This window comes from Stenotrophomonas sp. DDT-1, from assembly GCF_001580555.1.
In the GTDB taxonomy this organism is placed as follows: domain Bacteria; phylum Pseudomonadota; class Gammaproteobacteria; order Xanthomonadales; family Xanthomonadaceae; genus Stenotrophomonas; species Stenotrophomonas sepilia.
Window position 1 is genome coordinate 21,908 of the sequence record NZ_LEKR01000049.1, and the last position, 11,247, is coordinate 33,154.

Sequence of the window (11,247 nt, forward strand, 5' to 3'; positions counted from 1 at the left end):
TCAGGCGCTCAGGACTTTGCGGCCCTTGGCGCGGCGACGCGACAGGATCTTGCGGCCGTCAGCGGTCTTCATACGGGCACGGAAGCCGTGGTCGCGCTTACGCTTGAGGTTGCTGGGCTGGTAGGTGCGCTTCGTGGCCATTGGGGGCCTCTCGTATGAATGGGACGGAAAGAACCGGAAATTCTAGAGAGGTCTCCCCCCTCACGTCAACCCCTGGGGACTACGCGAATTCACCGGGCTGTGCAATAGCTGTGGATGTTTTTGTGAATAAGTAGGGGACAAGCATTCCGAAGGCGGGCGCTCGGTGGTAGTCTGAGCCATCCATTTCCCCCCTTTCCGGCCTGTGTTTGGGCGCCTTGTCGCGTCCATGCCCCGGCCACCGGACGATTATTGCTGATGGATGCCTGGTCCCGTAGTCTCGAGCGCCTCGAAGCGGAGTTCCCGCCGGAAGACGTTCATACCTGGTTGAAGCCGCTGCAGGCCGATCTGCGCGTGGACAGCCTGGTGCTGTATGCACCGAATGCCTTCATCGTCGACCAGGTCCGCGAGTTGTACCTGGCCCGGATCCGCGAACTGCTGGCTCACTTCGCCGGTTTCAGCGACGTTTTTCTTGAAATCGGCTCGCGCCCGCGCCCCGTGGAGGCGCAGAACGCGCCGGTTTCCACGTCGTCGGCGCCTGTGTCCAGCGAACCGCAGGTGCCGTTTGCCGGCAATCTGGACAATCACTACACCTTCGCCAACTTCGTCGAAGGGCGCAGTAACCAGCTGGGCCTGGCCGCTGCCTTCCAGGCAGCGCAGAAGCCGGGCGACCGGGCCCACAACCCGCTGCTGCTGTACGGAGGCACCGGCCTGGGCAAGACCCACCTGATGTTCGCCGCCGGCAACGCGATGCGCCAGGCCAATCCAGTCGCGAAGGTGCTGTACCTGCGTTCGGAACAGTTCTTCAGCGCCATGATCCGGGCCCTGCAGGAAAAGACCATGGATCAGTTCAAGCGCCAGTTCCAGCAGGTGGACGCGCTGTTGATCGATGACATCCAGTTCTTCGCCGGCAAGGACCGCACGCAGGAAGAGTTCTTCCACACCTTCAACGCGTTGTTCGATGGCAAGCAGCAGATCATCCTGACCTGTGACCGCTATCCGCGGGAGGTCGAAGGCCTGGAAGCGCGCCTGAAGTCGCGGCTTGCCTGGGGCCTGTCGGTCGCGATCGAACCGCCGGACTTCGAGACCCGCGCCGCGATCGTGCTGGCCAAGGCGCGCGAACGCGGTGCCGAGATTCCCGATGATGTTGCGTTCCTGATCGCCAAGAAGATGCGCTCCAACGTGCGCGACCTCGAGGGCGCGCTCAATACCCTGACCGCCCGCGCCAACTTCACCGGCCGCGCGATCACCACCGAATTCGCTCAGGAAACCCTGCGCGACCTGCTGCGCGCCCAGCAGCAGGCGATCAGCATTCCCAACATCCAGAAAACCGTTGCCGACTACTACGGCCTGCAGATCAAGGATCTGCTGTCGAAGCGTCGGACCCGCTCGCTCGCTCGCCCCCGCCAGGTCGCCATGGCCCTGACCAAGGAACTGACCGAGCACAGCCTGCCCGAGATCGGCGACGCCTTTGCCGGTCGCGATCACACCACGGTGCTGCATGCCTGCCGCCAGATCCGGACCCTGATGGAAACCGACGGCAAGCTCCGCGAAGACTGGGACAAGCTGATCCGGAAGCTGAGCGAATGATGCACGGATGCCGATGAGGCGTCATCGCACAAAACGGTGCAGAATCCGGTAGCAAGCGCGGGACACGTTGTGGATAAAAATGGCGTCTGAAATCCCGTCGAATTTATCCACAGCTTTCCCCACCCCTTGGGGGTCGGTAATACAGAGGGTTTCGATGCCTGAAACTCCTTTATTTACAAAGACTTAGCATTGTTTTCCAGCGATTCTGTCTCTACCAGCACCACCAAGCTTTTGATTTATTCCACATTTTTTAAAGCATAGGGGCACGGAACCACATGCGTTTCACACTGCAGCGCGAAGCCTTTCTCAAGCCGTTGGCACAGGTCGTCAACGTGGTCGAACGCCGCCAGACCCTTCCGGTTCTGGCCAATTTCCTGGTCCAGGTGCAGAACGGCCAGCTGTCGCTGACCGGTACCGACCTGGAAGTGGAGATGGTGTCGCGGATCGCGGTTGAAGATGCCCAGGACGGCGAAACCACCATCCCCGCCCGCAAGCTGTTCGAGATCATCCGCGCCCTGCCCGATGGCAGCCGGATCACCGTGTCGCAGACCGGAGACAAGATCACCGTGCAGGCCGGTCGTAGCCGCTTCACCCTGGCAACCCTGCCCTCCAATGACTTCCCGTCGGTTGACGAAGTGGAAGCCACTGAGCGCGTGGCCATCGGCGAAGCGACCCTGAAGGAGCTCATCGAGCGCACCGCGTTCGCGATGGCGCAGCAGGACGTGCGCTATTACCTCAATGGCCTGCTGTTCGATCTGCGCGGCGACGCCCTGCGTACCGTTGCCACCGACGGCCACCGTCTGGCGCTGTGTGAAACCGACCTGGCCAAGCCGAGCGGTTCCAAGCGCCAGATCATCGTGCCGCGCAAGGGCGTGACCGAACTGCAGCGCCTGCTGGAAAGCGGTGATCGCGAGATCGAGCTGGAAGTCGGCCGCAGCCACGTCCGCGTCAAGCGCGACGATGTCACCTTTACCTCCAAGCTGATCGACGGCCGTTTCCCGGATTACGAAGCGGTGATTCCGATCGGTGCCGACCGTGAGGTGAAGGTTGATCGTGAAGCGCTGCGCGCCTCGCTGCAGCGCGCTGCGATCCTGTCCAACGAGAAGTACCGCGGCATCCGCGTGGAAGTGTCGCCGGGCAACCTGAAGATCAGCGCGCACAACCCGGAGCAGGAGGAAGCCCAGGAAGAGATCGAAGCCGATACCACGGTCAGCGATCTCGCCATCGGCTTCAACGTGAACTACTTGCTGGATGCCCTCTCCGCCCTGCGCGATGAGGAAGTCATCATCCAGCTGCGCGACTCCAACTCCTCGGCGCTGGTGCGTGAGTCCAGCAGCGAGAAGTCGCGCCACGTGGTCATGCCGCTGCGTCTCTGACATCAGCCCGGTTCCACGTGGAACATAACGACGCCCGGGAAGCTCCCGGGCGTTTTTTTTTGCACGTTCCACGTGGATCATCGGGCCGACCCTTTCCAGCGTGTATTTCGGACGGAACGCATCTTCCTTGATGCACCCGGTTGCGTGCGCTTTGCTTCCCAACTACCGACGGGACTTTGAGTCGATGCCAGGGACTGCTTCCGAATCAAGTTTGATCGGGGCCGGTACCTGGAGTCTCAACGCAGTTGCTATGGACCTGGCCTGGTCGGATGCCGAAGCGCATCCACGCTGCGGCGACGGTGCTCGCTGTTTCTGAAATCCTCTCTGTCCACAGGATCCATTCGGGGCAGATCGAGCCAAGCCTAGCTTCTAAATCTGGGTATAAATCTAAAGCATGGTGGTGATGGTAGAGCCAGATTTCGTGGAGAAATGTGTTATCTACATGATTTAAAAGGAATTTATGTGGGTGAAACCCCCTGTATAGAGGCGCCTCAGGCTGGGGGGGAACCTGTGGATAGTTTCCAGACCCAAGCAAAAGGGCTTTTTTATCCACAGATTGCCCATACCTTGTGTATAAGTCATACAGTCCCGCTGTGGACAGCGTGAAACGAATGGGCCGGATTCTTTGAAATCTGTGGAACCTCCCATGGCATCGGATCGCAGATTTGGAGGAACCCGGGCCCCCGCCCGCTCACCTGGCCGGGCAAGCGTTCAGCAAACACCTGCGGCAGTGGTCCTGAAATCCTTGAATTCTGGCGGGCCACGCCCCGCAACCCTGTGCAGAATTGAAGGAATTTCAGCTGCGTCCGGAGCTGGAAACGGGCATGCCGGTGAACCGGCGCCACGTGGAACCCGCGATCAGTTGGTGCGCGGGAGCTTCTGCTCCGAATCGATGCGGGTGCAGCACGTCCGGCTTGACCGATGCAGTAAGCTGATGGATTCCCTGCCCCTCTGCCGCCTCGAGCGGATGGTCGTTCGCGCCCCATGCTTATCCGCCGCCTCGCCTTGCACCAACTGCGTCGCTTCAGTGCGGTGGATCTCTTGCCCCAGCCGGGGCTGAACCTGCTCACTGGCGACAATGGTGCCGGCAAGACGAGCGTGCTGGAGGCCCTGCATCTGATGGCCTATGGCCGCAGCTTCCGCGGCCGGGTCCGCGATGGACTGGTACGCCAGGGCCAGGAGGCGCTGGAGATCTTCGTGGAATGGGACGAGCAGCGCGCCGACCACGCGCCGCATCGCCGAAAGGCCGGCCTGCGCCACAGTGGCCAGGACTGGAAGGGACGATTGGACGGTGAAGATGTGGCTCAGCTCGGCAACCTCTGCGCAGCGCTGGCGGTAGTGACGTTCGAGCCCGGCAGCCATGCGCTGGTCAGCGGTGGTGGCGAGCCCCGCCGTCGCTTCCTGGATTGGGGCTTGTTCCACGTGGAACCTGATTTCCTGTCCTTGTGGCGCCGCTATTCAAGGGCGCTGAAGCAGCGCAATGCCCTGCTCAAGCAGGGCGGCCCGTCGCGGATGCTGGACACCTGGGATCACGAGTTGGCTGAGGCCGGAGAGCCCCTTACCAGCCGGCGTCAGCACTACCTTGAGCGGCTGCAGCAGCGTGCCGTGGCGCTGGCTGCCAGTTTGGCGCCGCAACTCGGCATCCAGGCACTGCAACTCAGTCCGGGCTGGCGTCGGCATGAGCTTCCCCTGGCAGATGCTCTGCTTCTGGCCCGGGATCGTGACCGCCAGGCCGGCTACACCTCGGTTGGGCCGCACCGGGCGGACTGGAGCGTGGATTTCCACAGCATTCCTGGTCGCGATGCACTGTCACGCGGTCAGGCCAAGCTCACCGCATTGGCGTGCCTGCTGGCGCAGGCTGAGGACTATGCAGAACAGCGCGGCGAATGGCCGGTGATCGCACTGGACGATCTGGCCTCCGAACTGGATCGTACCCACCAGGCGCGGGTATTGGAGCGCCTGCTCACCGGCCCGGCGCAGATCTTCGTCACCGCTACTGAACCTCCGGCGGCCCTGCAGGGCCTGACCCAGATCGCCCGGTTCCACGTGGAACATGCACAGATCGTGGCTGTGCCATAGTGGGCACATCAGGGCCACTCGACCCCGGCTGGTATAATTCGGGTTGGAATCCTTTCATTCTCGGCACATCGCCCCAAGCGGTGTCCGACCTGCGGAGCCTACGGCAAGCGCAATGAGCGACGAACAGAACACCCCGGCAAACAACGGCAATTACGACGCCAACAGCATTACCGCCCTGGAAGGCCTGGAGGCTGTCCGCAAGCGACCCGGCATGTACATCGGTGACGTGCATGACGGCACCGGTCTGCACCACATGGTGTTCGAGGTTGTCGACAACTCGATCGACGAAGCGCTGGCCGGCCACGCCGACCATGTCGCGGTGACGATCCACGCTGACGGTTCGGTCTCGGTGTCCGACAACGGTCGCGGCATCCCGACCGGCAAGCACGAGCAGATGAGCGCCAAGCTCGGTCGCGAAGTGTCCGCCGCCGAAGTCGTCATGACCGTCCTGCACGCAGGCGGCAAGTTCGACGACAACAGCTACAAGGTTTCCGGCGGCCTGCACGGCGTCGGCGTCAGCGTGGTCAACGCGCTGTCGCAGAAGCTGCTGGTGGACGTGTTCCAGAACGGCTCCCACTACCAGCAGGAATTCAGCAACGGCGCGGCCGTGACCCCGCTCGCCAAGCTGGAAGCCACCACCAAGCGTGGCACCACCGTGCGCTTCTGGCCGTCCACCGTCGCCTTCCACGACAACGTGGAATTCCACTACGACATCCTGGCCCGCCGTCTGCGCGAGTTGTCGTTCCTGAACTCCGGCGTCAAGATCGTCCTTGCCGACGAGCGCGGCGACGGCCGTCGCGATGACTTCCACTACGAAGGCGGCATCCGCAGCTTCGTGGAGCATCTGGCCCAGCTGAAGACCCCGCTGCACCCGAATGTCATCTCCGTCACCGGCGAGCACAACGGCATCGTCGTGGAGGTGGCGCTGCAGTGGACCGACTCCTACCAGGAGACGATGTACTGCTTCACCAACAACATCCCGCAGAAGGACGGCGGTACTCACCTCGCCGGTTTCCGCGGTGCGTTGACCCGCGTGCTCAACAACTACATCGAGCAGAACGGCATCGCCAAGCAGGCCAAGATCAACCTGACCGGCGACGACATGCGCGAAGGCATGATCGCGGTGCTGTCGGTGAAGGTGCCGGACCCGAGCTTCTCCAGCCAGACCAAGGAGAAGCTGGTCAGCTCCGACGTGCGTCCGGCGGTGGAAAACGCCTTCGGTGCGCGCCTGGAAGAGTTCCTGCAGGAAAACCCGAACGAAGCCAAGGCGATCGCCGGCAAGATCGTCGATGCCGCGCGTGCGCGTGAAGCTGCGCGCAAGGCCCGCGACCTGACCCGCCGCAAGGGCGCGCTGGACATCGCCGGCCTGCCGGGCAAGCTGGCCGACTGCCAGGAAAAGGACCCGGCGCTGTCCGAACTGTTCATCGTCGAGGGTGACTCGGCAGGTGGCTCGGCCAAGCAGGGCCGCAACCGCAAGAACCAGGCGGTGCTGCCGCTGCGCGGCAAGATTCTCAACGTGGAACGCGCGCGCTTCGACCGCATGCTGTCCTCCGACCAGGTCGGTACGCTGATCACCGCACTGGGTACCGGCATCGGCCGCGACGAGTACAACCCGGACAAGCTGCGCTACCACAAGATCATCATCATGACCGACGCCGACGTCGACGGCGCCCACATCCGCACCCTGCTGCTGACGTTCTTCTACCGTCAGATGCCGGAGCTGATCGAGCGCGGTTACGTCTACATCGGCCTGCCGCCGCTGTACAAGATCAAGCAGGGCAAGCAGGAGCTGTACTTAAAGGATGACCCGGCGCTGGACAGCTACCTGGCCAGCAGCGCAGTGGAAAACGCTTCACTGGTGCCGGCCACCGGCGAGCCCGGCATCGAAGGCCTGGCGCTGGAGAAGCTGCTGCTGGCCTACGCCGCCGCGCTCGATTCCATCGAACGCAACGCGCACCGTTATGACCGCAACCTGCTCGAAGCGCTGGTCGATTTCGTGCCGATGGACATGGACAGCCTGCGCAATGCCGGCGAAGGCGAAGGCTTGGATGCGCTGGCCAAGCGCCTCAACCAGGGCAGCCTGGGCAGCCCGCGTTTCAGCCTGGAACTGCAGGAAGCCAACGACGAGCGCCCGGCCGCCGTGCTGGTGACCCGTCGCCACATGGGCGAGGAGCATATCCAGGTGCTGCCGATGTCGGCGTTCGAGAGTGGCGAACTGCGTGCGATCCACCAGGCCTCCAAGCTGCTGCACGGCCTGGTGCGCGAAGGTGCAACGATTTCCCGCGGCGCCAAGTCGATCGAAGTCGACAGCTTCGCGAAGGCGCAGAACTGGCTGCTCGAGGAGGCCAAGCGCGGCCGCCAGATCCAGCGATTCAAGGGTCTGGGTGAAATGAATCCGGAGCAGTTGTGGGATACCACGGTGAACCCGGAAACCCGTCGCCTGCTGCAGGTGCGCATCGAGGATGCGGTCGCTGCCGACCAGATCTTCAGCACCCTGATGGGCGATGTCGTCGAGCCGCGTCGCGACTTCATCGAAGACAATGCGCTGAAGGTCGCCAACCTGGATATCTGACACAATCGGGACCTGGCCGGTGCGCGGGGAGCTGCACCGGCCTTCGTCCCTTGAACACAGGTACCTGATGTCCGCATCCACCCCGGTCTCCGCCGCCCCGCCCCCGGTTCCGCCGGTGTCTGCCCCACCGCGCGCCGTGGCACCGTTGGCAGGCTTCTTCATCGACCTGGGCATCGCCGCCGTTACCCTGGTCGGCCTGAGCATGGTCACCGGCCTGTTCTGGGGCTTCTACCGTGCAATCGTGGTCAGCCGCGCCAACGCCGAGGCCAATGGCGGTGGACTGACACCTGACGCCGTCGGCGCGGCAGTGGGCCAGCCCGGTGCCCTGGCGCAGATCCTGATGGCCCTGATCGCCACCGGTGGCGCCGCGCTGCTGCTGTACTTCTGGCGACGCCCGGCAAACGCCGGCGAACGCATGGCGTCGCGACAGGCGTTGCTGCGGCCGTCCACCTGGGGCTGGACCCTGCTGGTGGCCACGCTGATCGTGCTCGGCAGCAACGGCATCGCCTTCCTTTCCAAGCAGTTCGGCATCGAGCCGGTGCCCACCAACGTGGAACTGATGCAGAGCGCAATCGCTCGCTTCCCGCTGTTCCTGGTGCTGTTTGCGGTCGTCCTCGCCCCCGCCTACGAAGAGCTGCTGTTCCGCCGCGTCCTGTTCGGGCGCCTGTGGCAGGCCGGCCGCCCCTGGCTGGGCCTGATCCTCAGCAGCCTGGCGTTCGCCCTGGTCCACGAAGTGCCCGGTGTCAGCAAGAACTCGCTGCTGGGCATGGCGCAGCTGTGGCTGGTGTACGGTGGCATGGGCGCCGCCTTCTGCTGGCTGTACCGCCGCACCGGCACCCTGTGGGCGGCGATTGCCGCGCATGCGCTGAACAACGCGGTCGCGCTCGCCGCAATGGTGTTCCTGGGGTCAACGTAACGCCGTGCCCGCTTGACGAAAGATTAAGCAGGTACGCTACACACTGCGCACATGAACACGGGGGCGGACCCATGAAACAACTGCTGCTGGCTCTAGTCATCACCACCGTGGTCAGTGCCTGTGCGACCACCACCTCGCCAACCGGACGACGGCAGATGGTGGGCGGCGTGTCGCAGGCGCAGCTTGACCAGCTCGGTGCGCAGGCGTTTGCCGAGACCAAGCAGAAAGAGAAGATCAGCACCGATGGCCGCCAGAACGGCTACGTGCAGTGCGTGGTCAATGCCCTGGTCGCGCAGTTGCCGCCTCAATACCGTGGCGTACGGTGGGAGACGGCGGTGTTCGTCGACAAGGAGCCCAACGCCTTCGCCCTGCCCGGCGGCAAGGTCGGCGTGAACACTGGCATCTTCACCGTTGCCAGGAACCAGGATCAGCTGGCTGCCGTAATCGGCCATGAAATCGGCCACGTCATCGCCCGCCACCACGAGGAGCGCATCACCCGGCAGATGGGCGCGCAGACCGGGCTGGCCGTGCTGGGCGCGCTGGCCGGTGCCGCCTATGGCGATGGTGCCGCCAGTACGGTCAACCAGTTGGGCGGCATGGGCGCGCAGGCGGCCTTCCTGTTGCCCGGCTCGCGGACCCAGGAAAGCGAGGCCGACGTGATCGGCCAGCGACTGATGGCCCAGGCCGGATTCAACCCGGCCCAGGCCGTGGATCTGTGGCAGAACATGATGGCCGCCAGCGGCGGTCGAAGCCCGCAATGGCTGTCCACCCACCCCGATCCGGCCAACCGGATCCAGGAGCTGCGACGTGACGCACCGGGCCTGGCGCCGGTCTATCAGCAGGCGCAGGCGGCCGGGCTGCGGCCAAAGTGCGGATGAGTGCGCAGTTCTATGCTGTATTGCAGCACATAAAACGATTTCTCACGCCATCTGTTTCTGATACGTTTGGCGGCTCAGATTTTTCTGACAGTCCGACTTTGCCGCTATCCGGCGGTTCGATCGAGGTGAACGATGATTTTCCGTAACCACAAAGCTGTGCTTTCCGTCCTCGTCGCGACCGCCCTGACCGGCGCCGTGGTCACCGATGCCTTCGCGCAGTCCTCGCGTTCCTCCGACCGTGGCAGCCGCGGCGGCAGCAGCAAGCAGGCCAAGGCCGAACCGCTGTACCCGAATGCGACCCGCCAGGAGCCGACCGTCAAGGCCTCGGCCAAGATGGGCAGCAAGCTGCAGAAAATGATCGACAGCTACAACAAGGAAAAGTTCCCGGAGACGCGTACGCAGGCTGACGCGATCCTGGCTGACAGCGCCTCCAACGAGTACGACAAGTCGCTGGCCGCGCAGCTGGCCTCGCAGGCCGCCTACCAGACCGACGACACCCCGGCCGCCATCGCCTACCTGAAGCAGGTCATCCAGTTCAACGGCCTGGACAACAACGGCCACTTCCAGTCGATGCTGATGCTGGGCCAGCTGCAGCTGCAGGAAGACCAGACTGCCGAAGGCCTGGCCACCCTGGACAAGTACTTCGCCGAGAGCAAGTCGACCAAGCCGGAAGAGCTGATTGCCAAGGGCCAGGCGCTGTACCAGCTGGAGCGCTACCAGGAAGCGATCCCGGTGCTGAAGCAGGCCATCGCGGGCGCTGCCGAGCCGAAGGACAACTGGAACCAGCTGCTGATGGCGGCCCTTTCCGAAGCCGGCCAGACCGGTGAGGCCGTGCAGGCCGCAGAAGCGCTGGCGGCCAAGAACCCGTCGGACAAGAAGGCCCAGCTGAATCTGGCCAACATGTACATGCAGGCTGACCAGATGCCGAAGGCCGCCGCGGTGATGGACAAGCTGCGCAGCAGCGGCCAGCTCACCGAAGAGCGCGAGTACAAGCAGCTGTACTCGATCTATGCCAACACCGAGAACAAGGAAAAGGACGTCATCGCGGTCATCAACGAAGGGTTGCAGAAGGGCATCCTGAAGCCGGATTACCAGGTCTACCTGGCGCTGGCCCAGTCCTACTACTACTCCGACCAGGTGCCGCAGGCGATCGATGCGTGGCAGAAGGCCGCCCCGCTCTCCAAGGACGGTGAGACCTACCTGAACCTGGCACGCGTCCTGCATGCCGAAGGTCGCGTCCCCGAGGCCAAGCAGGCCGCCCAGCAGGCGCTGGCGAAGGGCGTGAAGAACCAGGCTGATGCCAAAAAAATCATCAACCTGAAGTAAGTAGGAATAACGCCTGAATGCCTGCTCAGTTGATGCGCAGGCGCTCAGGATTGGTATAAGCTTGGAGGTTCCTGCGGTGTCATGCACCGCTGATCAGGGATCCCGCCCCCGGGATTCCGGCCCCACTATTGAGCTCTTGGCGCATGACGGAACAACTAGTCGTTCACCGGTACGAACAACCCGATGACAAGGGGCTGAGCTGGCCTCGCATCGTCGGCATCGCGTTTGTAATTGCCCTGCATCTGGCCGCCTTCATGATGCTCCTGATTCCCGCCGTGGCTCCCAAGGCCGTCGCGGAGAAGGAGCGCAACGTCATGGTGACCATCGTCGACGCGCCGCCGCCGCCCCCACCGCCGCCGCCGCCGCCGCCGC

At 63.6% G+C, this 11,247-nt stretch carries 8 protein-coding genes and 1 pseudogene; 8 read left to right on the forward strand and 1 reads right to left on the reverse strand.

The features are described from left to right. Positions 1-141, reverse strand: a complete 141-nt coding sequence (rpmH, locus tag AB839_RS18145) for a 50S ribosomal protein L34 (RefSeq protein ID WP_005411729.1) — start codon at positions 139-141, stop codon at positions 1-3. A gap of 255 nt (positions 142-396) precedes the next feature. Here rpmH and dnaA point away from each other — a divergent pair, with 255 nt between their 5' ends. The 8 genes and pseudogenes from dnaA to AB839_RS18185 form a co-directional block, all read left to right on the forward strand. Next, on the forward strand, positions 397-1,728 hold the full coding sequence (gene dnaA, locus AB839_RS18150) for a chromosomal replication initiator protein DnaA (RefSeq protein ID WP_061480432.1): 1,332 nt from the start codon (positions 397-399) through the stop codon (positions 1,726-1,728). 275 nt (positions 1,729-2,003) lie between these two features. Beyond that, a complete protein-coding gene (gene dnaN / locus AB839_RS18155) occupies positions 2,004-3,104 on the forward strand; it encodes a DNA polymerase III subunit beta (RefSeq protein WP_005411731.1) in 1,101 nt (366 codons plus the stop codon). Between the two features lie 984 nt (positions 3,105-4,088). After that, positions 4,089-5,183 (forward strand): DNA replication/repair protein RecF, encoded by a 1,095-nt coding sequence (recF, locus tag AB839_RS18160; RefSeq protein ID WP_061480433.1) that lies wholly within the window; start codon positions 4,089-4,091, stop codon positions 5,181-5,183. A gap of 112 nt (positions 5,184-5,295) precedes the next feature. Beyond that, positions 5,296-7,755, forward strand: a complete 2,460-nt coding sequence (gyrB, locus tag AB839_RS18165; RefSeq protein WP_061480434.1) for a DNA topoisomerase (ATP-hydrolyzing) subunit B — start codon at positions 5,296-5,298, stop codon at positions 7,753-7,755. Positions 7,756-7,822: 67 nt separating this feature from the next. Continuing rightward, positions 7,823-8,671, forward strand: coding sequence for a CPBP family intramembrane glutamic endopeptidase (locus AB839_RS18170; protein ID WP_049417132.1), 849 nt, complete (start codon positions 7,823-7,825; stop codon positions 8,669-8,671). A 71-nt stretch (positions 8,672-8,742) separates the two neighbouring features. Beyond that, a complete protein-coding gene (locus AB839_RS18175) occupies positions 8,743-9,549 on the forward strand; it encodes a M48 family metallopeptidase (protein WP_061480435.1) in 807 nt (268 codons plus the stop codon). A gap of 132 nt (positions 9,550-9,681) precedes the next feature. After that, a complete protein-coding gene (locus AB839_RS18180) occupies positions 9,682-10,875 on the forward strand; it encodes a tetratricopeptide repeat protein (RefSeq protein WP_061480436.1) in 1,194 nt (397 codons plus the stop codon). Positions 10,876-11,018: 143 nt separating this feature from the next. Continuing rightward, positions 11,019-11,247, forward strand: a pseudogene (locus AB839_RS18185) (energy transducer TonB); the annotation flags it as partial.

Bases quoted from the DNA above. Each gene is read 5' to 3' on its own strand.
- rpmH (WP_005411729.1), bottom strand. From the start codon at position 141: ATGGCCACGAAGCGCACCTACCAGCCCAGCAACCTCAAGCGTAAGCGC.
- dnaA (WP_061480432.1), top strand. From the start codon at position 397: ATGGATGCCTGGTCCCGTAGTCTCGAGCGCCTCGAAGCGGAGTTCCCG.
- dnaN (WP_005411731.1), top strand. From the start codon at position 2,004: ATGCGTTTCACACTGCAGCGCGAAGCCTTTCTCAAGCCGTTGGCACAG.
- recF (WP_061480433.1), top strand. From the start codon at position 4,089: ATGCTTATCCGCCGCCTCGCCTTGCACCAACTGCGTCGCTTCAGTGCG.
- gyrB (WP_061480434.1), top strand. From the start codon at position 5,296: ATGAGCGACGAACAGAACACCCCGGCAAACAACGGCAATTACGACGCC.
- AB839_RS18170 (WP_049417132.1), top strand. From the start codon at position 7,823: ATGTCCGCATCCACCCCGGTCTCCGCCGCCCCGCCCCCGGTTCCGCCG.
- AB839_RS18175 (WP_061480435.1), top strand. From the start codon at position 8,743: ATGAAACAACTGCTGCTGGCTCTAGTCATCACCACCGTGGTCAGTGCC.
- AB839_RS18180 (WP_061480436.1), top strand. From the start codon at position 9,682: ATGATTTTCCGTAACCACAAAGCTGTGCTTTCCGTCCTCGTCGCGACC.